23 protein-coding genes and 3 pseudogenes are annotated in these 23,933 nt (G+C 72.7%); 7 read left to right on the top strand and 19 right to left on the bottom strand.

Features of this window, described 5'->3' with window-relative positions; all coding sequences use genetic code 11:
• Positions 1-57: 57 nt before the first annotated feature.
• The 6 genes and pseudogenes from BKD26_RS34040 to BKD26_RS34015 all read right to left on the bottom strand — a co-directional run bounded on the left by BKD26_RS34040 (position 58) and on the right by BKD26_RS34015 (position 7,321).
• Positions 58-1,239, bottom strand: a complete 1,182-nt coding sequence (locus BKD26_RS34040; protein WP_084906257.1) for an ROK family transcriptional regulator — start codon at positions 1,237-1,239, stop codon at positions 58-60.
• A gap of 257 nt (positions 1,240-1,496) precedes the next feature.
• Positions 1,497-2,060, bottom strand: a pseudogene (locus tag BKD26_RS34035) (GntR family transcriptional regulator); the annotation flags it as partial.
• Between the two features lie 38 nt (positions 2,061-2,098).
• Complete coding sequence (locus BKD26_RS34030; protein ID WP_084906255.1) at positions 2,099-3,043, bottom strand: beta-ketoacyl-ACP synthase III; 945 nt, start codon at positions 3,041-3,043, stop codon at positions 2,099-2,101.
• Positions 3,044-3,252: 209 nt separating this feature from the next.
• Positions 3,253-3,891: a response regulator transcription factor gene (locus BKD26_RS34025; protein WP_084906253.1), complete on the bottom strand. Its 639-nt coding sequence runs from the start codon at positions 3,889-3,891 to the stop codon at positions 3,253-3,255.
• Complete coding sequence (locus BKD26_RS34020; RefSeq protein ID WP_179166807.1) at positions 3,888-5,117, bottom strand: sensor histidine kinase; 1,230 nt, start codon at positions 5,115-5,117, stop codon at positions 3,888-3,890. The genes BKD26_RS34025 and BKD26_RS34020 overlap by 4 nt, the downstream gene beginning before the upstream one ends.
• A 5-nt stretch (positions 5,118-5,122) precedes the next feature.
• The gene (locus BKD26_RS34015; RefSeq protein WP_084906249.1) at positions 5,123-7,321 is read right to left on the bottom strand and encodes an MMPL family transporter; all 2,199 of its coding nucleotides are present in this window, start codon (positions 7,319-7,321) and stop codon (positions 5,123-5,125) included.
• Between the two features lie 142 nt (positions 7,322-7,463).
• Between BKD26_RS34015 and BKD26_RS41765 the strand changes: the two are divergent.
• From BKD26_RS41765 to fdhD, 3 genes and pseudogenes are all read left to right on the top strand, one after another.
• A pseudogene (locus BKD26_RS41765) lies at positions 7,464-7,577 on the top strand (oxidoreductase); the annotation flags it as partial.
• Between the two features lie 152 nt (positions 7,578-7,729).
• A pseudogene (locus BKD26_RS41760) lies at positions 7,730-8,230 on the top strand (4Fe-4S dicluster domain-containing protein); the annotation flags it as partial.
• Between the two features lie 5 nt (positions 8,231-8,235).
• On the top strand, positions 8,236-9,084 hold the full coding sequence (gene fdhD, locus BKD26_RS34005; RefSeq protein WP_084906245.1) for a formate dehydrogenase accessory sulfurtransferase FdhD: 849 nt from the start codon (positions 8,236-8,238) through the stop codon (positions 9,082-9,084).
• Positions 9,085-9,222: 138 nt separating this feature from the next.
• On the opposite strand, the gene BKD26_RS34000 is transcribed toward fdhD, so the two are convergent.
• Both BKD26_RS34000 and BKD26_RS33995 read right to left on the bottom strand, forming a co-directional pair.
• Positions 9,223-9,609 (bottom strand): hypothetical protein, encoded by a 387-nt coding sequence (locus BKD26_RS34000; RefSeq protein ID WP_084906244.1) that lies wholly within the window; start codon positions 9,607-9,609, stop codon positions 9,223-9,225.
• Between the two features lie 57 nt (positions 9,610-9,666).
• A complete protein-coding gene (locus tag BKD26_RS33995; RefSeq protein WP_084906242.1) occupies positions 9,667-10,116 on the bottom strand; it encodes a MarR family winged helix-turn-helix transcriptional regulator in 450 nt (149 codons plus the stop codon).
• Between the two features lie 94 nt (positions 10,117-10,210).
• Here BKD26_RS33995 and BKD26_RS33990 point away from each other — a divergent pair, with 94 nt between their 5' ends.
• Positions 10,211-11,134 (top strand): zinc-binding dehydrogenase, encoded by a 924-nt coding sequence (locus tag BKD26_RS33990; RefSeq protein ID WP_084906240.1) that lies wholly within the window; start codon positions 10,211-10,213, stop codon positions 11,132-11,134.
• A gap of 25 nt (positions 11,135-11,159) precedes the next feature.
• Here the strand turns inward: BKD26_RS33990 and BKD26_RS33985 are convergent, their stop codons facing one another.
• Positions 11,160-12,176 (bottom strand): bile acid:sodium symporter family protein, encoded by a 1,017-nt coding sequence (locus BKD26_RS33985; protein ID WP_084906291.1) that lies wholly within the window; start codon positions 12,174-12,176, stop codon positions 11,160-11,162.
• A gap of 118 nt (positions 12,177-12,294) precedes the next feature.
• Between BKD26_RS33985 and BKD26_RS33980 the strand changes: the two genes are divergently transcribed.
• Both BKD26_RS33980 and BKD26_RS33975 read left to right on the top strand, forming a co-directional pair.
• Entirely contained in the window at positions 12,295-13,164 is an 870-nt protein-coding gene (locus tag BKD26_RS33980; protein ID WP_084906238.1) for a LysR substrate-binding domain-containing protein, read from the top strand.
• Positions 13,165-13,420: 256 nt separating this feature from the next.
• A complete protein-coding gene (locus tag BKD26_RS33975) occupies positions 13,421-15,220 on the top strand; it encodes an AMP-dependent synthetase/ligase (RefSeq protein ID WP_084906236.1) in 1,800 nt (599 codons plus the stop codon).
• Positions 15,221-15,238: 18 nt separating this feature from the next.
• Here the strand turns inward: BKD26_RS33975 and BKD26_RS33970 are convergent, their stop codons facing one another.
• The 6 genes from BKD26_RS33970 to pqqA are packed head-to-tail and all read right to left on the bottom strand — an operon-like array spanning position 15,239 to position 19,436.
• Positions 15,239-16,315, bottom strand: a complete 1,077-nt coding sequence (locus BKD26_RS33970; protein WP_084906234.1) for a PQQ-dependent sugar dehydrogenase — start codon at positions 16,313-16,315, stop codon at positions 15,239-15,241.
• Entirely contained in the window at positions 16,312-17,403 is a 1,092-nt protein-coding gene (gene pqqE / locus BKD26_RS33965) for a pyrroloquinoline quinone biosynthesis protein PqqE (RefSeq protein WP_084906232.1), read from the bottom strand. The genes BKD26_RS33970 and pqqE overlap by 4 nt, the downstream gene beginning before the upstream one ends.
• The gene (gene pqqD / locus BKD26_RS33960; protein ID WP_084906230.1) at positions 17,400-17,717 is read right to left on the bottom strand and encodes a pyrroloquinoline quinone biosynthesis peptide chaperone PqqD; all 318 of its coding nucleotides are present in this window, start codon (positions 17,715-17,717) and stop codon (positions 17,400-17,402) included. The genes pqqE and pqqD overlap by 4 nt, the downstream gene beginning before the upstream one ends.
• Positions 17,714-18,403, bottom strand: a complete 690-nt coding sequence (gene pqqC / locus BKD26_RS33955) for a pyrroloquinoline-quinone synthase PqqC (RefSeq protein ID WP_084906228.1) — start codon at positions 18,401-18,403, stop codon at positions 17,714-17,716. Before pqqC ends, pqqD begins: the two co-directional genes overlap by 4 nt.
• A complete protein-coding gene (locus tag BKD26_RS33950) occupies positions 18,400-19,296 on the bottom strand; it encodes an MBL fold metallo-hydrolase (RefSeq protein ID WP_084906226.1) in 897 nt (298 codons plus the stop codon). The genes pqqC and BKD26_RS33950 overlap by 4 nt, the downstream gene beginning before the upstream one ends.
• A gap of 11 nt (positions 19,297-19,307) precedes the next feature.
• On the bottom strand, positions 19,308-19,436 hold the full coding sequence (pqqA, locus tag BKD26_RS33945) for a pyrroloquinoline quinone precursor peptide PqqA (RefSeq protein WP_084906224.1): 129 nt from the start codon (positions 19,434-19,436) through the stop codon (positions 19,308-19,310).
• Positions 19,437-19,666: 230 nt separating this feature from the next.
• Here pqqA and BKD26_RS33940 point away from each other — a divergent pair, with 230 nt between their 5' ends.
• Positions 19,667-20,500: an aldo/keto reductase gene (locus BKD26_RS33940; RefSeq protein WP_084906222.1), complete on the top strand. Its 834-nt coding sequence runs from the start codon at positions 19,667-19,669 to the stop codon at positions 20,498-20,500.
• Between the two features lie 283 nt (positions 20,501-20,783).
• Here the strand turns inward: BKD26_RS33940 and BKD26_RS33935 are convergent, their stop codons facing one another.
• The 4 genes from BKD26_RS33935 to BKD26_RS33920 all read right to left on the bottom strand — a co-directional run bounded on the left by BKD26_RS33935 (position 20,784) and on the right by BKD26_RS33920 (position 23,851).
• Positions 20,784-21,137: an STAS domain-containing protein gene (locus BKD26_RS33935; RefSeq protein ID WP_179166806.1), complete on the bottom strand. Its 354-nt coding sequence runs from the start codon at positions 21,135-21,137 to the stop codon at positions 20,784-20,786.
• Between the two features lie 8 nt (positions 21,138-21,145).
• On the bottom strand, positions 21,146-22,630 hold the full coding sequence (locus BKD26_RS33930) for a GAF domain-containing SpoIIE family protein phosphatase (protein ID WP_084906218.1): 1,485 nt from the start codon (positions 22,628-22,630) through the stop codon (positions 21,146-21,148).
• Between the two features lie 162 nt (positions 22,631-22,792).
• Positions 22,793-23,263, bottom strand: a complete 471-nt coding sequence (locus tag BKD26_RS33925) for a hypothetical protein (protein WP_084906216.1) — start codon at positions 23,261-23,263, stop codon at positions 22,793-22,795.
• A 30-nt stretch (positions 23,264-23,293) separates the two neighbouring features.
• The gene (locus BKD26_RS33920) at positions 23,294-23,851 is read right to left on the bottom strand and encodes a hypothetical protein (RefSeq protein ID WP_084906214.1); all 558 of its coding nucleotides are present in this window, start codon (positions 23,849-23,851) and stop codon (positions 23,294-23,296) included.
• Between the last annotated feature and the right edge of the window lie 82 nt (positions 23,852-23,933).

The raw sequence follows: 23,933 nt of genomic DNA, 5'->3' as shown, positions 1-23,933 counted from the left end.
GGCAGGGCGAGGTACCAGGTATGCGGTAAGAGGTGCTGCGGTCCGGCCGGTGAGGGATCAGGCCGGGGAGAACAGGTGGTCGCTGATGAGCCGGGCGGCGCCGATGACTCCGGCGATCGCGCCCAGCTCCCCCAGGACGATGGGGAGGTTGCCGGTGGCCAGCGGCAGGGACGTGCGGTAGACCTGGGTGCGGACGGCGGCGAGCAGGTTGTGGCCGAGGCCGGTCACCCCGCCGCCGATCACCACCAGGCCCGGGTTGAAGAAGCTGACGAGCCCCGCGATGACCTGGCCGACGCGGTCGCCGCCCTCGCGGATCAGGGCGAGCGAGGTGGCGTCACCGGCGGCCGCAGCGGCGGCGACGTCCACGGCGGTGAGCCTCCCGGCCGCCTCCAGGCGGCGGGTGAGCTCCTCGGACTGGCCGGCGCGCGCCGCGTCCTCGGCATCGCGGGCGAGCGCGGCGCCGCTGAAGTGGGCCTCCAGGCAGCCCCGGTTGCCGCACGCGCAGGCACGGCCTTCGGGTACGACCTGGATGTGGCCGATGTCGCCGGCGCTGCCCGTCGTACCCCGGTAGACGTCGCCGCCGACGACGATGCCGCAGCCGATACCCGTACCGATCTTGACGCAGAGGTAGTCGCCCACGGAGCGCGCGACGCCCGCGTGCTGCTCCCCCATCGCCATCAGGTTCACGTCGTTGTCGACCATGACCGGGCAGCCCAGCTCCTGGCTGAGCGCCTCCCGGACGGGGAAGCCGTCCCAGCCGGGCATGATCGGCGGCGCGACCGGTACGCCCTCGGGGAAGCGGACCGGCCCGGGTACGCCGATCCCGGCACCGTCGAAGCCTTCGGCGAGGCCGGACGCCTTGAGCTTGGCCGCCATGGCGAGCACCTGCTCGAACACGGCGACCGGGCCCTCGCGTACGTCCATGGGGTGGTTGAGGTGGCCCAGGACCTCGAGCTCGGCGTTGGTGACGGCCACGTCGATCGATGTGGCGCCGATGTCGACGCCGAGAAAGCGGAGTCCGGGCGCGAGCCGTATGTTGTGCGACCGCCGCCCCCCGCGCGAGGCGGCGAGCCCGTCCGCCACCACGAGCCCGGTCTCCAGGAGCCGGTCCACCTCGACGGCCAGCTTGGACCGGGACAGGTCGATCTGGTCGCCCAGCTGCGCACGGGAGTTGGGCCCGCCGTCGCGCAGCAGCCGCAGCAGTCGTGCCTGGTGCGCGTTGGCGGGTCGAGCCGTCATACGTCTCACGCGCCCCTCCCCGCCGTCGTGTTCGGCCTTGGTGTGCTGCTTTCGAGGGGGAACGTAGCAGCGCTTTCCCGCAGGGGGAAGAAGTTGCGCGCGAATCCGTGCCAACTTTCTCCACAGCCAGGACAAAGCCCTGAGGGTCCCCCCGACTGCCTCCCGTCGCCGGACAGCGAAGGGGCCAAGGGGTGGGCGCGTACGGCGCGGCCTTCCGTCTCGTCGTGGTCAAGGGAGCGGAGGACTGACCGGCACGGTCAGGCCGTGTCGCGGTGGTGGTAGGTGGTGCGGGTGTGTGCGGTGTGGGCGCGCATGACGTCGGTGGCGCGCTGTTCGTCGCGGGCGGCGATCGCGGCGATCAGTTCCCGGTGCTCGATCCAGGGCTGCTTGCCGCGCTGCCGGGCGACCGGCGTGTAGTACCAGCGCACCCGGCGGTCCACCTGGGCGGCCAGCTCGGCGAGGACGACGTTGCCGGCGAGCTCCATCACCTTGGCGTGGAACGCGGCGTTCGTCGCCACCGCCCCGTCCACGTCGTCGTCCGCCACCGCCTGCTCGCCCCGCGTGCACAGCTCCTCCAGGGCGGCGATGCCGGCGGTGCCGGAGTTGGCGGCGGCCAGCCGCGCGGCCTCGGCCTCCAGGAGCGTACGGACCGAGAGCAGCTGGTCCGCCTCCTCCTCCGTCGGCTCGTGGACGAACGCCCCCTGCGCCGGGCGCAGATCGACCCGCCCCTCCGTGTTGAGCCGCTGCAACGCCTCGCGCACCGGCTGGCGGGAGAGCCCGAGGTGGCCGGCGAGCTCGCTCTCGACGAGGTGCTGGCCGGGCGCCGGGAGAGACGTGGGTCACAGACCGCGCGCCGGCTTCACGGTACGCGGACGACCTGACCGGCGTACGAGAGGTTCCCGCCGAAGCCGAAGAGCAGGGCGGACGCACCGGAGGCGACCTCGCCGCGCTCGACCAGCTTGCTGAGCGCCATCGGGATGGAGGCGGCCGAGGTGTTGCCGGACTCGGTGACATCCCGGGCGATCACCGCGTTGACCGCGCCGATCTTCTGCGCGACCGGCTCGATGATCCGCAGGTTGGCCTGGTGCAGCACGACCGCCGCCAGCTCCTCGGGCGCGATGCCCGCCCGCTCGCACACCCTGCGGGCGATGGGCGGCAGCTGCGTGGTGGCCCAGCGGTAGACCGCCTGGCCCTCCTGGGCGAAGCGCGGCGGGGTGCCCTCGATGCGGACGGCGTGGCCCATCTCCGGGACGGAGCCCCACAGCACCGGACCGATGCCCGCCTCGGCTCCAGGGGCGGCCTCGACGACCGCCGCGCCCGCGCCGTCACCGACCAGGACGCAGGTGGTGCGGTCGGTCCAGTCGGTGACCTCGGTCATCTTGTCGGCGCCGATCACCAGCGCGCGGGTCGCCGAACCCGCCCGTATGGCGTGGTCGGCGGTGGCCAGCGCATGGGTGAAGCCGGCGCACACGACGTTGAGGTCCAGGGTGGCGGGCGACCCCATGCCCAGCCGGGCGGCGACCCGGGCGGCGGTGTTCGGGGAGCGGTCGATCGCCGTGGAGGTGGCCACCAGCACCAGGTCGACGTCGGCGGGGGTGAGCCCGGCGGCGGCCAGCGCCTTGGCGCCCGCGTGGGCGGCCATCTCGTCGACCGTCTCGTCGGGGCCCGCGACATGCCGGGTCCTGATGCCGACCCGGCTGGTGATCCACTCGTCGCTGGTGTCGACCAGCGCGGTCAGGTCGGCGTTCGTCAGGACCTTGGCGGGCTGGTAGTGCCCGAGCGCGGCGATACGAGTGCCCGTCATGCTCGGGACCCCCTTGGTGTGCGAGTGTGCGAAATGGCGTGCGAAGTGGTGTGCGACATGCTTCGTGTGACGTGCGGGAGCTCCCCAGTCTCGCCAGCGACTGACGAGTAACCGGTCGGGTGAACCGACAGGATTTGCGCCCGCCTCTTGGAGACTCCGCAACATCAGCCCTCTTCGCCGCCCCTCCCAGCGAAAACCCGTGTCAGCGCTCAGGGCCTCCGCAGCAGTCCCCTCTCCAGCGCCACCACCACCGCCCGCGTCCGGTCGTTCACGTCGAGCTTGGCGAACAGGCGCAGGAGGTGGGTCTTCACGGTGGCCTCGGCGATGACCAGGCGCTTGCCGATCTCGGCGTTGGTCAGGCCGTCGGCGACGGCGTCGAGGACGTCGGTCTCACGGGCGGTGAGCGGCTCCTGGGCCGGGCGCCTCATCCGCGCGATCAGCTTCTCGGCCACGCGGGGCGCCAGGACGGTCTCGCCGCGTGCGGCCGAGCGGATCGCGTCGGCGAGCTGTTCGCGGGTGGTGTCCTTCAGGAGGTAGCCAATGGCTCCGGCCTCCACTCCGCGCTCGATGTCCTGGTCGGTGTCGTACGTCGTCAGGATCAGGACCCGGGTACGCGGGTACCGGGCGACGATCTCGGCGGTCGTCCCCACTCCGTCGAGCACCGGCATCCGCAGGTCCACCAGCGCGACGTCGGGGTCGCACCGCTCGACGAGGGCGAGGGCGGCCCTGCCGTCCCCTGCCTCCCCGATGACGTCGATGCCGTCCTCAGCGGCGAGCAGGGCGATCACGCCCGCCCGCATCACGGTGTGGTCGTCGACGACGATCACCCGGATCGGTCCGCCGGTCATCCTGTCCCCCCGCTCCCCTTGTCGCGTTGCACGCCACCGTCCTCGGGCGTCTCCAGCGGGATCACCGCCAGGACCCGGGTGCCGTCGCCGACCGAACTGGTGACCGTCAGCCGGCCGCCCAGTTCCGCCAGGCGTTTGCGCATGCCGTCGAGTCCGAAGCCCGTCGACTCCTCCGGGACGAAACCGGTGCCGTCGTCGGTGACCTCCAGCTCCACCCCGTACGGCCGGCGGGCCAGGACGACCCCGACGGTGGAGGCGTGCGCGTGTTTGCGGACGTTGGCCAGGGACTCCTGGGTGCAGCGCAGCAGCGCGATCCGGGTCTGCTGGTCGCACCCGACGTCCGTCAGGTCGGCGGCCACTGTCAGCCCCGTGTCCTCCGCGAAGCGGTCGAGGATGCGGCGCAGCGTCCGCGCGACGGAGCCGGCCGCCGTCCCGCCGTGCTGCTGTGCCGACGCCACCAGCTCCCGTGCCTCGGCGAGGTTCTCGCGGGCCGTCGACTCGATCGAGCGCAGTTGCCGGCCGCTGCGCGCCGGATCGGAGCCGAGCCCCGCCCGGGCGGCCTCCGCGAGCACGACGATGGACGCGAAGCCCTGCGCGAGGGTGTCGTGGATGTCCCGGGCCATCCGCTCCCGTTCGTCCGCCGCCCCCTGACGCTGGTGCGCCTCGGACAACTCCGCCTGGGCGCGCTCCAGCTCAACGATCAGCCGGGCCCGTTCGGTGCTCTGAGCGACCACCGCGTGGGCCCACAGCCCGATCAGGACCCCCACGGCCACGACGATCAGTGTGGACACCACGGTCTCGCCGAAGAACTCCGGTGACCAGCCCTGCCGGTACCAGCTGCCCGCCAGGGTCGCGGCGGTCGCCAGCCCCAGGAACCCCATGGAGGCCCTGGGCGTCCGGCCGAACATCCAGTAGTGCGGCAGCGTCACCATGAACAGTGCCGCGTAGCTGCTGCGCAGATACGCGAGGCCACCGAGCGCCAGCACCAGCACGGAGAGGTAGACGTGCGGCCGTACGAGGGGGTGGCCGGGGAAGCGGTCGAGGAGCGCGTAGCAGAGCGCCACGCAGCCGAGGAGCGCCAGCGCCCCGTACCTGCTCCCGCCGGGCCGGTCCATCGCGGCGAGCCCGACGGCCATCGCCGCGAACAGCACCCAGCACACCGCGTTCCAGCGGCGCAGCGAAACGGCCCAGAAGGCGTCGGCGGTGGGCCCGGCGAGAGCGGTCATAGCGATCAACGTACGTCAACCACCGGTGTGGCAGGGGCCGTCGGACCCGGCACGGCCCGGGCACGTCGCGCCGGACGTGACGGCCACCAGGTCGCCTCGCCGAGCAGGAGCAGGGCCGACGGCAGGATCATGATCCGGACGACGAAGGCGTCGAGCAGCACGGCCGCCGCGAGGACGAAACCGATCTGCTTCATCTCGATGATGTGCAGGAAGACGAAGCTCACGAAGACGGTCGTCATCACGACCGCGGCACTGGTGACCACGCTCGCCGACGTGCGGATCCCGTCGAGGACCGCCTGCCGCGTGGGGACGCCGGCGAGAGCGGCCTCCCTGATCCGGCTGACCACGAACACCTGGTAGTCCATGGAGAGCCCGAAAAGGATCACGAAGAGGAAGAGCGGTACGCGCGATCCGATGGAGCCGGTGGAGTGGAAGTCCAGCAGCCCCTCGGCCCAGGTGCCCTGGAAGACCAGGACGAGCAGCCCGAGTGCGGCCGCGGCGGACAGCAGGTTCAGTACGACACCGATCAGACCGAGCACCACCGAACGGAAGGCGTACACGGTCATGGCGAACGTCACCAGCAGCAACGCCGCGAGAACGAGGGGGAGTTTGCCGTTCTGGTGGGCCGGATAGTCGGCGTAGCGGGCGACGTCACCGCTGACGCCGTACTCCACGCCGGCGAGCCGGCCGACGGTGGCGGGCAGGTGGTCGTGGCGCAGGTGGTCGAGGGACTCGTACGCCTGAGGGGAGTTGCCCAGATGCGGCACCTTCAGCCGCAGGACGCTGATCCGGTGGTCCGCCGACGTCCTGACCGGCGAGCCGTCCGCGAACAGCGGGTCGCGGTCGGTGAGTTGCGCCAGCCGCCGGAGCGCCCCCGCGACCTCTTGGCTGCGCGAGGCGTCGGCGCGTACGACGACGTCGTGCGTGACCCGCTGCTCGGGGAACGCCTCGTTGAGGCGGTCGTACACCCGCATCGCGGGAATATCCCGGGAGTGCGTGTCCCGGCTCATCTCCGTGATGTTCAGCCCGGCCAGCGGAAGGACGAGAGCGAGCAGGGCGAGGACGGAGACGCAGAGCGTGCCGAGGGGGTGCCGGGTGGCGGGTCGCAGCAGCGCCGTCCAGATCCGGCCGCCGCCCTGGCTCCGGCTCCGCCGGGCCGGCCTGCCGCGCTCCACCCGGCGCCGTGCCGTGCGTTCCGCCCGCTTGCCGAGCGCGGCCAGCAGTGCGGGCAGCGCGGTCAGGGAGCTGGCCACGGCGACCAGGACGACCACGATGGTGCCGGTGGCGAGCGAGGAGAAGATCACGTCGGAGGCGAGGTACAGCGTGGCGGTGGAGGCGACGACCGCCAGCCCCGACACCACCACCGCCCGGCCCGAGGTGGCCGCCGCCAGCTCCACCAGCGCCTCGGTGCTCAGCCGGCCGCCGCCGCGGGCCCGTTCCTCGCGCTCCCGCTTGAGGTAGAAGAGGGTGTAGTCGACGCCGACCGCGAGACCGATCATCAGAATGACGTTCGTGCTGACCCCGGCGTCGGGCGAGACGTGCGAGACGACCATCGACAGGCCGATCGCCGCCGCGATCGACGACAGCGCCAGCAGCAGCGGCACCAGGGCCATGACGACCGAGCCGAAGACGACCAGCAGTGTGACGAGCGTGACGGGAAGCGTGATCTTCTCGGACAGTGCCAGGTCCTCACCGCGCTGCTGGTCGACTCCCCTGCTGATGGAGGGGGATCCGGTCTCCTCCAGCAGCAGCCAGGGGTGGGACTCCTGGACGGCCGCGGTCTGTGCGAGGAGCGCGTCGACCTTGTCCTTGGCATCCCGTTCCTCGCCCTTCAGCGCCACCTCCACCATGAGGATCCGGCCGTCGCCCGACCACAGCGGCGCGGCCACGCCCGCCACTTCGGGCAGTGACGTCATCCGGGCCGTGAGGTCCCGCGCCGCCGCTTCGGCGGCCCGCTCGTCGAGCGTGCCCGACCGGGCGGAGATCAGCACCTGCTCGGTGGACCTGCGTTCCAGCTGCCCCTCGGCCGCCATGGCCTCCGCCCGGCCCGCCTCGCCGACGCGGTAGTCCGCCGTCTTGGCGCTGTTGGGGCCGACGGCTCCGCCTGCCACCAGGCACAGCACCACGAACGCAAGCCATCCGACGATTGCCCGCCAGGGGTGCCGCGCGCTCCAGCGTGCCGTGCGCACAGTGAGTGAGTTCATGCCCAAAAGCCTTGTCGACCAGGCCGGTTGGCCGGCAGAGGCGTCAGGTTGAACCTGCCGTCCATCGATCGGTGGACCCGGGCCTGGGGAAAACCCCCGCACGCCGCGTCGACGCCGCCGCTCCCCGACCCTTGTCGGGCCCGACTCCCCCGGTGTCGTCCAGCACCTGGAAGGCACCCGGTTCTCGATCGGCGAGCCGGACCGGTCGGTGTCCGAGCGGTGCGTGCGGTTCAGCGAGGCCATGCGGGCCGGTGGCTGTGGCTCGGGCTCGACGTCGGCACCGACATCCCGCTCGCCCACGCCGCCGGGCGCGCGATCATCCACGCGGGCCTGCGCAACCGGGCGTTCGTCGAACGGGCGACGACCGGCTTCGAGGAGTACCCGGAGCTCGTCGAGCCATGGACCCTGAAGCCGGACCGTTTCGGCCCGGACGCGGCCCGCCTCAACGAGGCCCCGAGGATCGACAACGACCTGTACGTCCGCGACTCCGACAAGTGCATCCTGTGCTGCAAGTGCGTCGACGCGTGCGGCGAGCAGTGGCAGAACACCTTCGCCGTCTCGGTCGTGGGGCGCGGCTTCGACGCGCGGATCGCCGTCGAGCAGGACGCCCCGCTCACCGACCCCGCGTGCGTGTACTGCGGCAACTGCATCGAGGTGTGCCCGACGGGCGCGCTCGGCTTCCGCACCGAGTTCGCCATGCGGGCGGCCGGTACGTGGGACGAGTCGCGGCAGACCGAGACGACGGTCTGCGCGTGCCGCGGAGTCGGCTGCGACCTCACCCTGCACGTGCAGGACAATGAGATCGTCAAGGTCACCTCGCCGCACGACAGCCCGGTGACCCACGGCAACCTCTGCATCAAGGGCCGTTTCGGCTACCAGCACGTACAGAACCTTCGGAAGCGGGACTGATCAGCATGGGACGGGTCACCGAGCGCCGCCGCGTCATCCGCATCCGGGACGGAGCCGTCTCGACCCGTCCGGACACCCTCGTCGCCGAGGAGCCACTGGAGATCCGGCTCAATGGCAAGCCGCTCGCCATCACCATGCGTACGCCGGGTGACGACTTCGCGCTGGCGGCCGGTTTCCTCGTCAGCGAGGGCGTGCTGGGGGCCGCCGACGACGTACGGAACATCGTGTACTGCGCCGGGGCCAAGGACGACGGGACGAACACGTACAACGTGGTGGACGTGCAGCTCGCGCCCGGCGTGGCCGTCCCGGACATCACGCTGGAGCGGAACGTCTACACCACGTCGTCGTGCGGCCTGTGCGGGAAGGCGAGCCTCGACGCCGTACGCACCACCGCCCGTTTCCCGATCGCCGACAATCCCCCGGTCCGCGTCGAGCCGGAGCTGCTCGCCGTGCTCCCCGACCGGCTGCGGGCGGCGCAGCGGGTCTTCGCCCGGACCGGGGGCCTGCACGCGGCCGCGCTGTTCTCGGAGGACGGCGAGCTGCTGGACGTACGGGAGGACGTCGGCCGGCACAACGCGGTGGACAAGCTGGTCGGCCGGGCGCTGCGGGAGGATTTGCTGCCGCTGGACCGGGCGATCCTGCTGGTGTCGGGGCGGGCGTCGTTCGAGCTGGCGCAGAAGGCGGTGATGGCGGGGATCCCGGTGCTGGCGGCGGTGTCGGCGCCGTCGTCGCTCGCCGTGGACCTGGCCGCCGAGACGGGCCTGACGCTGGTCGGTTTCCTGCGCGGCCGGAACATGAACGTGTACGCGGGTGAGGACCGGATCGCCCTGACGGCCGCGGCCTCCCAGGGCTGACGCCCGGCCCCGCCCGGTGCACGTGGGGGTCCCCCCCACGCCCCCAGGGCATAGGGGGAGGGCCGGCCGGCGGGGTGCGCCCCCGGCCCCCTGCGCCGGCCGTTCCGTGCCCTTTCCCGCGCCCCATTTTCCGTGCCGTTACTTCTTCGGCGGGTCGATCATCTGGAGTGTGAGCGTCTCCGGGGGCTCCGCGACGCCCGGCCCGCCCGCCTCGACCCACGCCAGGATGTCGTCGAGGCAGTCGTCGTCGAGCGCCCAGCCGATCCACGCGGCCCGGGCCCCGCGCCGCCGGGCCTCCGTCGACGGCTGGACGACCATGACGTTGGCCTGGCCGCACGGCCCGAGGCAGTCGCTGGTGCGGACGGCGAGCCGCCCGCCGGACGCCGCCGCGGCCTCGCGCAGCCGGGCCAGCTGGCCGGCGTGGTCGGTACCGGGGCGTTTGCGGGCGTCGCCGCAGCAGCAGCCGCGGCAGACGACCAGGGAGCAGGGGCGGGTGGCGCCGGGGCGTATCCAGGTGCGGTTCACCGGGCGGCGTCCAGGGCGTCGGATGAGGGCATGACCTCACGGTATCGACCTGGGTGATCATCCCAGGGCGGTGGGGTGCGCGATCCGCTTCAGCAGGGCCACGAACCGGTCGCGTTCGGCGGGGTCGAGGGCGGCGAGGAGTTCGTCGTTGGCGCGGTCGGCGGCGGCCTGGCAGCGGCGGAGGCGGCGGCTGCCGTCGGCGGTGACGGTGATGGCGTTCTTGCGACGGTCGGCGGGGTCGGGGGTGCGGGTGACCAGGCCGCCGGCCTGGAGGTCATTGAGGATGCCGACCATGTCCTTGGGGTCGATGGCAAGGCTGCGGCCGAGTTCGGCCTGGGCGACGGGGCCACGTTCGGCGACGGCGGCGAGCACGGCGTGGTGCCACATCTTCATGCCCTCCTCGGCGAGGGCGGCGGCCACCAGCGCGCGACCGCGAGTGGCGGCGCGGCCGAGGAGCCAGCTGGGGAGCGCGGTGATGCGGGCGGGTGCGGGCGGGGTGTCGGCCATGCCCGACAGCGTACGCGGAAACCATTGGACTCCCCAACGAACCCGCGGTTTACTGTTGGTGATACCAACGGTTTTCGGCAAGGAGGTGCCGTCCATGCGGCGTGTGCGGTACGAGGTCAACGGCGGCCCCGAGGTGCTGTTCCTGGAGGACGTCCCGGTACCGGTGGCCGGTCCGGGTGAACTGCTGGTGCGGGTGGGCGCGATCGGCGTCAGCCTGCCGGCGGTCAGGCGGGTGCGGGAGGCGGCCGAGCCGCTGCCGCTGGGCGGTGAGGTGGCCGGGACGGTGGAGGCGGCCGGCGGCGGGGTGACCGGCTTCCGGGCCGGTGACCGGGTGACGGGGATCTGCTTCGCGCACGGGTACGCCGAACTGGCCGTCGTGCACGCCTCGACGGCCTCGCACGTCCCGGACGCCGCGACGGCGGTGGACGCGGTGGCGCTGGTACGCGGCGGGCTGGTCGCGCGGGGCGCGTGGGAGGCGGCGCGCCCGGTGGCGGGCGAGTCGGTCCTGGTCACGGGGGCGGCGAGCGGGGTGGGCCAGCTGGCGGTGCAGCTCGCGCGGCTGGAGGGCGCGTCACGGGTGGTCGCGGCGGCGGGCTCGGCGGCCAAGGCGCAGTTCCTGTGCGGGCTCGGGGCGGACGAGGTGGTGACGTACGGGGACGCGTCGTGGGGCGCGCCGGTCGACATCGTGCTGGACGCCGTGGGCGGGGCCCTGCTCGCACCCGCGATCGCCGCTCTCGCGCCGGGCGGCCGGCTGGTCGCGTACAGCTCCGGCGGCGGAACGGTCCAGGCGTACGACCTGCTCGCGGGCGCGAAGTCGGTCATCGGCTTCCAGATGGCCCACCTGGTCCGTACCCGGCCCGGCGCGTACGCGCGGTGGCGCGACGAGCTGTGGCACCTCCACGCCACCGGTCGCCTGCGTGCCCATGTGCACGCGGAGCTGCCCCTGGCGGACGCCGCCCGGGCCCACGCGCTCATCGAGTCCCGCGCCAACCAGGGCAAGGTGGTCCTGGTCCCGTGACGGCGGCAGGCGTCATCGGCGGGCGTCAGCGGCGGGCGGGCTCCGCCGGGCGCGGGCCGGGCGCCGGCTGTTCCGGAACCGGGTCGTTCGCGCGGCGCTTGGCGATGACCGCGCAGACCATCAGCTGCATCTGGTGGAACAGCATCAGCGGCAGCACGGCGAGCGAGGCGTGCGCGCCGAACAGCACGCTCGCCATGGGGAGCCCCGCCGCCAGACTCTTCTTGGACCCGGCGAACTGGATCGCTATCCGGTCCTCCCGGCCGAACCCCAGCCGCCCCGCCCCGTACCAGGTGAGCGCCAGCATCACGGCGAGCAGCACCGCCTCGACGCCCAGCAGGGCCGCCAGCCGGGCCGGGGTCACCTGGTGCCAGACGCCCTGGACCATGCCGTCGCTGAACGCGGTGTAGACGACGAGCAGGATCGAGCCCCGGTCGACGTACCCCAGCACCTTCTTGTGCCGGGTCAGGAACCCGCCCACCCAGCGGCGCAGCACCTGCCCCGCCAGGAACGGCACCAGCAACTGCGCGACGATCCTCACCAGCGAGTCGGCCGAGAAGCCACCGGCGCTGCCGCCCAGCAGCAGCGCCGCCAGCAGCGGTGTCAGGACGATCCCCGCCAGCGACGAGAAGGAGCCCGCGCAGATCGCGGCGGGCACATTGCCGCGCGCGATCGACGTGAAGGCGATCGAGGACTGGATGGTGGACGGCACCAGGCACAGGAACAGCAGCCCGCCGTACAGGGCGGGCGTCAGCACGGACGGCACCAGGCCCTTCGCCACCAGCCCCAGCAGCGGGAAGACCACGAACGTCGCCGCCAGCACGGTCACGTGGAGGCGCCAGTGCCGCAGCCCGTCCAGCGCCTCCCGGGTGGACAGCCGCGCCCCGTACAGGAACAACAGCAGGGCGATCGCGCCGGTCGACACGCCGCCGACCGCCTCGGCGGCCGCGCCGGAGGCCGGGAACAGCGCCGCGAGGGCCACCGTCGCGACCAGCGCCAGGATGTACGGGTCGATCGGCAGCCAGGACAGGGGTCGGCGGCTCATGTGCTCCACGTGCTCTCAGGTTCAGGTCGTGCCCTCTCCATCGTCCATGCGATCGAGCTGATCGGGAATCCCGTACACCGCTCTGACTGTCATCACGTTTCGCGATGGGCCCGCTAGCCTGGGGAGCGTGTACGAGCCCACCCAGTTGCGCACGTTCCTGGCCGTCGCGCAGACCCTGAGCTTCACCCAGGCCGCCCGCCGCCTCGGGCTGCGCCAGTCGACGGTCAGCCAGCATGTGCGGCGGCTGGAGGAGGCGGCGGGGCGTGCGCTGTTCACCCGGGACACGCACAGCGTGGAGCTGACGGAGGACGGCGAGGCCATGCTCGGCTTCGCCCGGACGATCCTGGCGGCGCACGAGCGGGCGGCGGCGTTCTTCACGGGCACGCGGCTGCGCGGGCGGCTGCGGTTCGGGGTGTCGGAGGACTTCGTGCTGACCCGGCTGCCCGAGATCCTGGAGTCGTTCCGCCGTGAGCACCCCGAGGTGGACCTGGAGCTGACGGTCGGCCTGTCCGGCACGCTGCACGAGAAGCTGGCGGCCGGGCGGCTCGACCTGGTGCTCGCCAAGCGGCGCGGCGGCGACACCCATGGCCGGCTGGTCTGGCACTCCACCCTGACGTGGATCGGCGCGCCCCGGCTGCGCCTGGACCCGGACCGCCCGGTTCCGCTGATCGTCTTCCCGCCGCCGGGCATCACCCGGGCGCGCGCACTGGAGGCGCTGGAGGCGCACGGCCGCCCGTGGCGGATCGTCTGTACGAGTACGAGCCTGAGCGGCCTGATCGCGGCCGCCCGCGCGGGCCTCGGCGTGATGGCCCACACCCGTGGCCTGATCCCGCCCGGCCTGACCCCTGTGCCGGCCCGGGCGGGCCTGCCGGAACTGGGCGACGTGGACTTCGTCCTCCTGCACGGCCGCCCCAAGGGCACCGCCCAGGAGGCGGCGGACGCCCTGGCGGCGGCCATCCTGGCGGGCGGCGACCGGCTGCACCGGTAGCCGCCCCCCGGGGTGCCGCGTGCGCACGGCGTACAGATTCCGTGGAGATTCCGCCACCCGCTACTTACCCGGCGGTCAGTAGCGTGCGCGTACCCGCCCCCGTGGCTGGGCACTTAGCTTCTGACCTGTGGCGATGTCGTACGGACGGGGTTGGCGAAGGCCCTCCCGCGCGGGTCCGGCGTGGGGTACCGTCACCCTCCGCTGCGCGGAGCACCCCCCAAGGAGCAGGCCATTGCGCGAGTTCACTGTCCCCCCCATGGCGACGGCTCCCCTGGTCGGCGGACTGGCCGATTCCGTATTCGAGCACGCCGTGGACGATCCGGACCGTGTCGCGCTGGGGCGCAAGGACGCGGACGGGCAGTGGGTCGACGTGACGGCGGCGCGGTTCCGGGACGAGGTGCTGGCGCTGGCCAAGGGGCTGCTCGCGGACGGCGTACGGTTCGGGGACCGGGTCGCCATCATGGCGCGTACGCGCTACGAGTGGACGCTGTTCGACTTCGCGTTGTGGACGGTCGGTGCGCAGTCCGTGCCCGTCTACCCCACTTCCTCCGCCGACCAGGTGCACTGGATGCTCCACGACGCCGAGGTGACGGCGTGCGTGGTGGAGCACGAGGACCATGCCATGACCGTCGGCTCGGTGGTCGACCGGCTCCCCCGGCTGAAGCGGCTGTGGCAGCTGGACGCCGGGGCGGTCGCCGAACTGGTGGAGGCGGGCACGCGCATCGACGAGGAAGTGGTGCACCGGCACCGGCGGGCGGTGACGCCCGAGTCGATCGCCACGATCATCTACACGTCCGGGACGACGGGCCGCCCCAAGGGGTGCGTCCTGACGCACGCCAACTTCATGTTCGAGGCCGACACCCTGGTCAGCCGCTGGGAGCCGGTGTTCCACTCCAGGCCCGGCGACGAGGCGTCGACGCTGCTGTTCCTGCCGCTCGCGCATGTCTTCGGGCGGATGGTGGAGGTCGCGGCGGTCCGCAAGCGCGTGAAGTTCGGCCATCAGCCGGAACTGACGGCGAGCGCGCTGCTGGCCGACCTGGCGGCGTTCCGGCCGACGTTCGTGCTGGCCGTCCCGTACATCTTCGAGAAGGTCTACCAGGCGGCGCGCCGCAAAGCGGAGGCGGGCGGGAAGGCGGGGCCCTTCGACAAGGCCGTCGAGGTGGCGGTGCGGTACGCGGAGGCGCTGGAGAACAAGGCGTTCGGGCTGGGGCCCGGCCCGTCGGCGGCGCTGCGTGTGCAGCACCAGTTCTTCGACAAGGTCGTGTACGGCAAGGTCCGCGACGCGCTGGGCGGGCGGGTGCGGCACGCCATGTCGGGCGGGTCGGGGATGGCCCGGCGGCTGGGGCTGTTCTTCGAGGGCGCGGGCGTGACCGTGTACGAGGGGTACGGGCTGACCGAGTCGGCGGCGGCGGCCACCGCGAACCCGCCCGAGCGGACCAAGTACGGCACCGTCGGCCCGCCCATCCCCGGCACGACGGTGCACATCGCGGACGACGGCGAGGTGTGGCTGCGCGGCCCGCACGTCTTCTCCGGCTACCTGGGCGACCCCGCCGCGACCGCCGCCGTGCTCCACGACGGCTGGCTGGCCACCGGTGACCTGGGGAAGCTCGACGAGGACGGCTATCTGACCATCACCGGGCGGAAGAAGGAGATCCTGGTGACGTCGGGCGGCAAGAGCGTGTCGCCGGCCGGCCTGGAGGAGCGGGTGCGGTCCCATCCCCTGGTGGCGCAGTGCATCGTGGTCGGCAACGACCGCCCGTACATCGCCGCCCTGGTCACCCTCGACCTGGAGGCGGTCGAGCACTGGCTGGTCATGCAGAACCGGCCGCCCCTGCCGCCCGCCGAGCTGGTGCGCGACCCTTCGCTGGAGACGGAGATACGGCGGGCGGTGGTGGCCGCGAACACCCTGGTGTCGCAGGCCGAGTCGATCCGTACGTTCCGGATCCTGGCGCATCCGTTCTCGGAGGAGCACGGGCTGCTGACGCCGTCGCTGAAGCTGAAGCGGAGGGCGATCGAGGCGGCGTACGCGGCGGAGGTCGAGGCGCTGTACCGGTGACCGGCCGGCGCGCCCTGGTCAGCCGATCGTGACCTTGAGGATCCGGTCCGAGCCGGCCGGCTGCCCGCCGTTGCCGTCCGCGTTGGTCGTGGACAGCCACAGCTGCTTGGCGCCCGGCACCGTGGTGACGGTGCGCAGCCTGCCGTACGTCCCCACGTAGTACGCCGTCGCCGTGCCGACGTCCTCGTTGCCGGCGTTGAGGGGGATCCGCCACAGCCGTTGGCCGCGCAGGGACGCCATGTAGACGGCGCCGTCGGCGACGGCGATGCCGCTGGGGGACGCTTCGGCGACGCCCCAGGTCTTCTTGGGGTTGGTCATACCGGCGACGCCGCAGGTGCCTTCGCAGGTCGGCCATCCGTAGTTGGCGCCGGGCTTGATGAGGTTGAGCTCGTCGCGGGAGTTCTGGCCCAGTTCCGCCTCCCACAGCCGGCCCCGCTCGTCGAAGGCCAGGCCCTGCGGGTTGCGGTGGCCGAGGCTGTACACGAGGGTGCCGAAGGGGTTCCCAGGGGCGGGCTTCCCGTCCTTCGTCATGCGGAGGATCTTGCCGTTGAGGGAGTTGCGGTCCTGGGCGAGCGAGGTGACCTGGGCGTCGCCGGTCGAGGCGTACAGATACCCGTCGGGGCCGAAGGCGAGCCGTCCGCCGTTGTGGTACCGGGCCTTGCGGATGCCCTGGACGAGAATGGTGTAGCCGGTGAGCGTGGTCCCGTCGTAGGTCATGCGGGCGATGCGGTTGCCCTCGGACGACGTGTGCATGAAGTACACGTGCCTGGTGGTGGCCCAGTCGGGGTCGACGGCGACCCCCATGAGGCCGCCCTCGCCGCCCGTGGTCTGGGAGTCGGGGACGGTGCCGACCCGCGTACGCGTGCCGGACGGGGTGACCTTGTACACCGTGAAGGTGTCGCGCTCGGTGACGAGGGCGGCGGAGCCGTCGGGCAGCCAGGCGGTGCCCCAGGGGATGGTCCAGCCGGTGGAGAGGGTGGTGACGCCGGTGGGTTCGCTGGGCAAGGGGGCGGCGGACGAGGGCGGTACGAGGCCGGCGAGGAGCGCGGCCGCTCCGAGGGCGGCCGCGAGGACGGTCCTGCGCGTGGGGGTCATCGGGGTCCTTCCGTACGGTAGGAGTAGCCGGAGCCGGTGCTCACCGCGGCCGCGTCGACGAGGGCGGTGACGAGCCCGTGGTCGGGGGACTTGCGGCAGGCGGGGTCGGTGCGGGTGGCGTCGCCGGTCAGGGCGTACGCCTGGCAGCGGCAGCCGCCGAAGTCGGTGGTGCGCAGCGCGCAGCCGCGGCACGGTTCGCGCATCCACTCCTCGCCCCGGTACGCGGTGAAGGCCGGGGACTCGCGCCAGATCCAGTCCAGGGCGTGGTCCTTGACGCTCGGCGCGCCGAGCCCCGGCAGGGCGGCGGCGGCCGGGCAGGGCAGAACGGTGCCGTCGGGGTGGACGGTCAGGGACAGGGCGCCCCAGCCGCCCATGCAGGGCTTGGCGGTGCCGTCCACGTAGTCGGGCACGACCCACACCAGGTCCAGGCGCCCGGCCAGCCGCTCCCGCCACCGTGCGACGGCGTCACGGGCCCTGGCCACCTGCGCCCGGTCGGGCAGGAGGGCGGCGCGGTTGCGCAGCGCCCAGCCGTAGAACTGGGTGTTGGCCAGCTCGATTCGCTCCGCGCCCCAGGTGAGGGCGAGGTGGACGAGGTCGTCGAGCGCGTCCAGGTTGGCGCGGTGCAGGACGACGTTGACGCCGAGGGGCAGGTCCGCCTCCCGTACGAGGCGGGCGGCACGCTCCTTGGCGGTGAACGCCCTGGCTCCCGCGATCCGTTCGGCGGCGGCCGGGTCGGTGTGCTGCACGGACAGCTGGACGCTGCGCAGCCCGGCCGACACCAGGCCGCGCAGCCGCTTCGCGGTGAGCCCGACGCCGCTGGTGACGAGCTGGGTGTGGACGCCCGCGCCGTCGGCGGCGGCCACGATGGCGTCCAGGTCGCGGCGCAGCAGCGGTTCGCCGCCCGACAGGTGGGTCTGGACGACGCCGAGGGCGGCGGCCTGCCGGAAGACGCCCGCCCACTCGCCGGCCGTCAACTCCGCCGAGCGGGCGATCAGTTCGAGGGGGTTGGAGCAGTAGGCGCAGCGCAGCGGGCAGCCGTGGGTGAGTTCGGCGAGCAGCGCCCACGGCGGTGGGGGCGGCGGTGTCATGTGAGCCAGCCCTCCGCCCGCAGCCGCCCGAGGAAGTCGGGCACCTCCTCGGCGACGGGCGCGCCCGGGTGGCGGGCCTGGAGTGCGGCCACGATGCCGTCGACGTCCCGCGCGCCGTCGCAGAGCCGCAGGACGGACCCGGCGTTGCCGTGCAGGACGACGACCCGTTCGGGCAGGACGAGCAGGTCGGTGCCGCGGACGTGGTCGTGCCGGAGCGTCACGGACCGGTGCAGCGCCGGCCGCCACGTACCGCTGCCGCCACCCAGCCCGCCACCCAGGCCGCTGCCGCCACCCAGCCCGCTGCCGCCGCTCATGACCTGCCTCCGGCCTCGACGGCGTCGAGCAGCGACCACAGCACGTCGCACTTGAAGGCGAGCGCGGCCACGGCCCGCTCCTGCTCCTCGCGGGTGCGCGCCCAGTCCAGGACCAGGGTGAGCGCTTCGGCGCTGTCGCGGCCGCCCTGCCCGATCCGGTCGCGGAAGTACGCCAGCCCGTCGGCCTCGATCCATGGGTAGTGCGTCTCGAACGCCTCGATGCGGGTGCGCATGATGGTGGGCGCGGACAGTTCGGTGAGGGAGGCGGCGACGGCTTCGAGGCGGGGGCGCAGCCGGCAGAAGTTGACGTAGCCGTCGACGGCGAGCCGTACGCCGGGCAGCACCCCGTCGCCCGATGCGAGGCGGGCGCGGTCGATGCCGGCGGCCTCGCCGAGCCGCAGCCAGCGCTCGATGCCCCCGTGGCCGTCCTTCTCGCCGTCGTGGTCCTGGATGCGCCGCAGCCAGGCGCGGCGCAGCGCGGGAGTGTCGAGCTTGGCGAGGACGAGAGCGTCCTTGACGGGGATGTGGCGCTGGTAGTGGAAGCGGTTGAGGATCCAGCGGCGCAGTTCGGCGGGGGTGAGGGTGCCGTCGTGCATGCGTACGTTGAAGGGGTGACGGTCGTGGTAGCGGTAGGTGGCGACGGCGTGCAGCCGCGCCGTGAACTCCTCCCGGCTCCAGATGCTCACAGCTCGATCACCATCCGGTCGGCGGCGACGTGCAGGCCCCGTGCGGCGAGCAGCGCGTGCTGCGGGGCGTGGGGGTCGGCGAGGGGGTTGGTGTTGTTGAGGTGGGTGTAGAGGCAGCGGGCGCGCAGGGCGGCGAGCCGGTGGGCGGTGCCGCCGGGGCCGTCGATGGGCAGGTGCCCCATGGCGGTGGCGGACCTGGTGGAGAACCCGCTGCGTACGGGTTCGTCGTCGTCCCAGAAGGTGCCGTCGACGATGACGCAGTCGGCGGCCTCGGCGGCGTACTGGAACTCCTCGGTCCAGGCGGCGAGCGCGGGTGCGTAGAGGAGGGTCCGGCCGGTGGTCGTGTCGCGCAGCCGGAGGGCGACGACCCAGGTGGGGTCGTCGGGGCCGGTTTCCGTCGCGTACCGGGGCCGTTTGGCGGAGACGGGCACGGCGTCGATCTCGATCGTCCCGCCCGCGGTGAGCGGCTGCGGCTTGGTGCTGAGCTCGCGCCATTCGATACGGGTGTAGGGGGCGAGGGTGTCGCCGAGGCGGAGGTGGTCGAGGAGCGCGGTGCGTACGGGTGGGGTGGCGAGGATCTCGAAGCCGTCGGCCTCGCGGAGGCGGGCGATGCCGAGCGTGTGGTCGAGTTCCGCGTCGGTGAGGACGACGCCGGCGAGGGGCGTGTCCCGGGGGCCGGGCCCCGGCCACAGCTCGTGGCCGGCCTCGATCTGTTCGCCGAGGTCGGGGGTGGCGTTGACGACGTACCAGCAGCCCTCGCCGGCGCGGAGGGCGAGCGAGGCGTGACGGCGGCGCCGCTCCGGGTGGGCGCGTGCCCCGGCGCAGCCGGGACACGCGCAGTTCCACTGGGGCAGCCCGCCGCCCGCCGCGGTGCCGAGCACCTGCAGCAGCATGGCGGCGGGGACTACCGGTCGGCGAGGAAGTAGGCGGTGACTTCGAGGGCGGTCTCGACGACCGTGTACTCGGGGGTCTGCCAGACGGCCGGGGCGGCGGCCCTCTCCTCGGCGTCTTCGTGGGATGCGGATTCCTGCATGGCCGGACCTGCTTTCCTGAGAGGTGGGGGTTCAGGAGTGCCGAACGCGGCTATTCAACCGTTCAGATGGGCGCATCGCGTTCAGCGACGTGCAATAGAGTCGCGCGTTGATGGGACGCGGTCAATGGCGCGCCCCGGAAGACGTCCGGGAACACCCTCCGGGGAACACGTTCCAGGATGTGATCGTTGTCCCTGGGAGTACCAACCGACGACGTTAGGATCGACCGCTCGTGAGCAAGGTCCCTTCCCTCACCCTCAACAACGGCGTCTCCATGCCGCAGCTCGGCTTCGGTGTCTGGCAGGTGCCCGACGACGAGGCGGCGAAGGCGGTGGGCACGGCCCTGGAGGCCGGATACCGCAGCATCGACACCGCTGCGTTCTACGAGAACGAGAAGGGCACCGGCGAGGCCATCGCCGCCTCCGGTATCGCCCGTGACGAGCTCTTCGTCACCACCAAGCTCTGGAACAACGAGCAGGGCCACGACTCGGCGCTGCGCGCGTTCGACGCCTCGCTGGCCAAGCTCGGCCTCGACTACGTCGACCTCTACCTGATCCACTGGCCACTGCCCTCGAAGGACCTGTACGTCGACACGTACAAGGCGCTCGAGAAGATCTACGCGGACGGCCGCGCCAAGGCGATCGGCGTCTCCAACTTCCTGCCCGAGCACCTGGAGCGCCTCCTCGGCGAGACCTCCGTCGTACCCGTGGTCAACCAGATCGAGCTCCACCCGCAGCTCCAGCAGGCCGAGTCCCGGGCGTTCCACGCCCGCCACGGCATCCTGACCGAGGCCTGGTCGCCGCTCGGCCAGGGCAAGGGCCTGCTGGAGGTGCCGACGATCGTCGCGGTCGCCCGGAAGCACGGCCGCACCCCCGCCCAGGTGGTGCTCCGCTGGCACCTCCAGCTCGGCACCATCGTGATCCCCAAGTCCGTGACCCCGTCCCGGATCCAGGAGAACATCGACGTCTTCGGCTTCGAGCTGGACGCCGACGACCTGGCGGCCCTCGCCGCCCTCGACGAAGGCAGGCGCCTGGGCCCGGACCCGGCCACGTTCGACTACAGCTGACCGCCCCTCGCGGAGACGGCGCGGCCACCGGCGAGCGGCCGCGCCGCCTGCTGCCCAGGGAGCGGGCAGCAGCGCACTCGCCGGGATGGCCCATGCAGGCCACGGCGCACGCGGGTGCCGGCAACCACAATCCGTCCCAGCGGCCCGCTGTACGCCAAGCGGCCGCCATGCCCGGCGTGCATCCCCATGGAGAACCGGTCCGCACGGCGTGCTGGGCGTGCGGCCCCACGTTCGCCGTCTCCCCGAAGACCACGACTGAGCCGCTGCCGGCGGTGAGGGCGTTTCAGTCGGCCACCCGGGCGAGGGCGTCGTCGACGGTGGGGTGCACCGGCAGCACTGTGTCCACGCCTGTGATCTTGAGCATGCGCATCAAACGGTCGGGGACGCCCGCGAGCAGCAGTTCGCCGCCCGCTCCCCGGGCACCGTGCCAGATACCGATGAGGGCGCTCAGACCGGCGGAGTCGCAGAACCCCAGGCCGGCCATGTCGATCAGGAGACGGTACTGCCCCTGCTCGATCAGCTTCAGTGCGTGGCGGCGCAGAGTGGGCGCGGCGCGCAGGTCCAGCGCTCCGGAAACGCCGATCACGGCGCGGGAACCGTCGATGGGCCGGATGGTCACGTGCAGTTCGTCGGTCACGTCGGTCGTCACTCCTGGCCGATGTGCTCGGGCGCGGCAATGGTGTGGGCGGTGACGGCGGCACCATGGTCCCGTGTGCCTTCGGGCACCGGAACGGACAGGGCGAGCACGGCGACGTCGTCGCCCGCGCCCGGCAGTGAGGACAGCAGGGCGGCGGTGTCGTCCACCAGCGTAGGGGCGCTGATGGGGCCGGGGCGCGCGTGGAGAAAGCCGGTCAGGCCATCCTCGCCCAGCATGGTGCCGTCGGCGGTGCGTGCCTCGGTCAGCCCGTCCGTGTAGAGCAGGAGTCCTTCCCCGCACCGCAGGGAGAAGGTGGTCTCGGCGAACGCCGCGTCGGGGAAGGCCCCGATGAGCATGCCGCCCTTGGGGCGTACGGCCTTCACCCAGGCGGCGCCCGTCGCGCTGTCGGGCCGAAGGTGGTAGGCCGGAGGGTGGCCGCCGGTCGCCAGGCTGACGGTGAAGCCGCCGTGCTCGGCGGGGGTGAGCAGTCCGAAGACGGCGGTGCAGAACCGGCTGCCGGCCGCGACGTCGGTGAGCAGGACCGTGTTCAGCGCGTTCAGCACGGTGACGGGGTCGGGGTCGACCTGGGCGGCGGCGCGCAGCGTGTAGCGCGTCAGTGAAGTGACGCTCGCGGCCTCGACGCCCTTGCCGCACACGTCTCCGAGGAAGAACGCCCACCGGCCCTTGTCGACGGGGAAGAGGTCGTAGAAGTCCCCTCCCACGTCGTGCACGGACGCGGTGTGGTAGTGGCAGGCCAGCTCCAGGCCGGGCACCGTCGGCAGGGCGGGCGGGAGCAGGGTGCGCTGGAGGGTGGAGGCGAAGGCGGCGATGGCGGCCCTGTCCTTCTCGGCCTGCTCGCGGGCCGCCCGCTCCGCCTGGGCCCGCTCGTGTTCCAGCTCGGCGTGCAGGCGTTCGACCTCCCGCCGCCGCTGCTCGTGCCGCAGCGTCCGCAGCACGGACAGGCGCAGCTCCAGCTCGTCCATCACGATGGCTGCGAGGTCCGCGAGCATGGCGGTGTCGTCCTCGGTGATCGACCGCGGCTTGGTGTCCAGGACGTTGACCGTGCCAAGGCGGTGGCCGTCGCTGGTGACGATCGGGGCGGCGGCGTAGAAGCGTACTTGCATGGGGCCGGTGACCAGCGGGTTGTCGCGGGCGACCGGGTCGGTCAGGGTGTCGGGGATCACCAGCGCGTCGTCGCGCAGGACGGCCGACGCGCACAGGCCCGGATCGCGGCCGATCTGCTTGACGCCCTCCAGGCCGTGAGCGGCCTTGAACCAAATGCGCTCGGCGTCCACGATCGTGACCGTCGCCACCGGAACGTCGAAAAGCCGGGCCGCCAGCGCGGCGACGCGGTCGAAGGCACCGTCGGGCGGCGTGTCCAGGATGTCGTAACGGCGTACGGCGGCGATGCGCCCCGTCTCGGCATCACGGTCCGGTACCGGCTCGGGACGCTGTCCCGCTGCCTGGTCTGACGCTGCGACCTGCTGCTTCATCGACCTTCCGCCTTCCGAAGCCGCCTGCCTGGCGCGAGGCGACCGAGGAAGGGTAAACGCCACACGGGTACGGACACCAATGACCGCAATCACGCCGTCCGGCGGACATGGAACGGGGCCGCGCGGGCACGTCCCGCACGGCCCGGTCCGTCCGGGGCGGGGTCAGGTGGTCAGCAGGCGGTTGAAGAACGACCGGTACTGGCGGAGCGCCTTGCGGAGGTCCTCGGTGTCCACGTCCTCACCACGGTTCCACTGGCCCTCCAGGTCCTTCTTGTGGTCGGCGAACGTCGAGGCCAGTTGCCGCATGACGTCCGCGACGAGGGCATCGGCCTTGTGCACGGCCTCGCGAGGGTCGTCGACGAACTGGGTCTGGACGTCCTGCCAGCGGGTCCGGAAGCCCTCCTCGTCCTCCTCGGCCAGGAGCCGCGGTGTCTCGTCCTCGTCGTGGTCGGCCGGGACGGCCACCTCCGGGGCCGTGGGCGGGGCCGATTCGGCCGGCTCCGCGGTGCTCTCCATCGGGAAGGCGGGGGCGTCCGGCCGCTCCCCGGTGGCTTCGCCCGCGCCGCCCGGCTGGGCGATGTCCTCCGTGGACAGGCCGCTCTCGCCGGGTCCTGGTATGTCCTCGCGTTGCATGTCTCCTCCTCCGCCATGGTCGGCGCCGGGTCAGGCCGGGGCGCGGTGGGACTGGCCCCCGTCGGACAGCAGCTCGTCGAAGAGGGCGCGGTAGTGCACCATGGCTCCGCGCAGCTGCTCGGTCGTGGCCTGGTGCTTCATGCTCAGCCTGTTGACCTCGTGCGCGGCACGGTAGTGCTCGATCGTGCGGCCGTGCTCGACCGACAGGTCCTTCAGCCGCTGGTCGAGGTCCTCGGTCGGGTAGCCGCGGTCCCGCATCAGGGAGGTCACCAGGAGGTCCGCGTCCTGCACGGCGTCCTCCGGGCGGTCCACGAATTCTCCCTGCACGTCGGCCCAGTCCCGGGTGTAGCGGTCCCGCGCCTCACCCGGCAGCGGCCTGATGTCCAGCTCGTCGTGGCGTTTCTCGCGTGCGCTCAGATCGCGTTCGGCGGCGAGCCGGCTTCCGGTGTCCTCGACCGTCCTTTCGTACTCCGGTCCGAACCGCTCACGCAGGCGCCGGCTGCGGAACCCGAGGAAGGCGACCACGGCCAGAGCGGCCAGGATCACCGCGACGGGAATGATGATCGCCAGGAGCGTCCCTGTCGACATGGGGCCGACCCCCTCACATCGTGTCCGATATGCCCCATTCAGGGTATCGCTCACCTCCGGCCAGGGGAACGGCCGGAGGGCC

This window comes from Streptomyces sp. CB03238 (genome assembly GCF_002099185.1).
In the GTDB taxonomy this organism is placed as follows: Bacteria; Actinomycetota; Actinomycetes; order Streptomycetales; family Streptomycetaceae; genus Streptomyces.
The sequence above is the reverse complement of the archived record's forward strand: the minus strand, read 5'-3'. Positions and strand labels throughout refer to the sequence as shown.

Bases quoted from the DNA above. Each gene is read 5' to 3' on its own strand.
- BKD26_RS34040 (WP_084906257.1), bottom strand. From the start codon at position 1,239: ATGACGGCTCGACCCGCCAACGCGCACCAGGCACGACTGCTGCGGCTG.
- BKD26_RS34030 (WP_084906255.1), bottom strand. From the start codon at position 3,043: ATGACGGGCACTCGTATCGCCGCGCTCGGGCACTACCAGCCCGCCAAG.
- BKD26_RS34025 (WP_084906253.1), bottom strand. From the start codon at position 3,891: ATGACCGGCGGACCGATCCGGGTGATCGTCGTCGACGACCACACCGTG.
- BKD26_RS34020 (WP_179166807.1), bottom strand. From the start codon at position 5,117: ATGACCGCTCTCGCCGGGCCCACCGCCGACGCCTTCTGGGCCGTTTCG.
- BKD26_RS34015 (WP_084906249.1), bottom strand. From the start codon at position 7,321: ATGAACTCACTCACTGTGCGCACGGCACGCTGGAGCGCGCGGCACCCC.
- fdhD (WP_084906245.1), top strand. From the start codon at position 8,236: ATGGGACGGGTCACCGAGCGCCGCCGCGTCATCCGCATCCGGGACGGA.
- BKD26_RS33995 (WP_084906242.1), bottom strand. From the start codon at position 10,116: ATGGCCGACACCCCGCCCGCACCCGCCCGCATCACCGCGCTCCCCAGC.
- BKD26_RS33990 (WP_084906240.1), top strand. From the start codon at position 10,211: ATGCGGCGTGTGCGGTACGAGGTCAACGGCGGCCCCGAGGTGCTGTTC.
- BKD26_RS33985 (WP_084906291.1), bottom strand. From the start codon at position 12,176: ATGAGCCGCCGACCCCTGTCCTGGCTGCCGATCGACCCGTACATCCTG.
- BKD26_RS33975 (WP_084906236.1), top strand. From the start codon at position 13,421: ATGGCGACGGCTCCCCTGGTCGGCGGACTGGCCGATTCCGTATTCGAG.
- BKD26_RS33970 (WP_084906234.1), bottom strand. From the start codon at position 16,315: ATGACCCCCACGCGCAGGACCGTCCTCGCGGCCGCCCTCGGAGCGGCC.
- pqqE (WP_084906232.1), bottom strand. From the start codon at position 17,403: ATGACACCGCCGCCCCCACCGCCGTGGGCGCTGCTCGCCGAACTCACC.
- pqqD (WP_084906230.1), bottom strand. From the start codon at position 17,717: ATGAGCGGCGGCAGCGGGCTGGGTGGCGGCAGCGGCCTGGGTGGCGGG.
- BKD26_RS33950 (WP_084906226.1), bottom strand. From the start codon at position 19,296: ATGCTGCTGCAGGTGCTCGGCACCGCGGCGGGCGGCGGGCTGCCCCAG.
- pqqA (WP_084906224.1), bottom strand. From the start codon at position 19,436: ATGCAGGAATCCGCATCCCACGAAGACGCCGAGGAGAGGGCCGCCGCC.
- BKD26_RS33930 (WP_084906218.1), bottom strand. From the start codon at position 22,630: ATGAAGCAGCAGGTCGCAGCGTCAGACCAGGCAGCGGGACAGCGTCCC.
- BKD26_RS33925 (WP_084906216.1), bottom strand. From the start codon at position 23,263: ATGCAACGCGAGGACATACCAGGACCCGGCGAGAGCGGCCTGTCCACG.
- BKD26_RS33920 (WP_084906214.1), bottom strand. From the start codon at position 23,851: ATGTCGACAGGGACGCTCCTGGCGATCATCATTCCCGTCGCGGTGATC.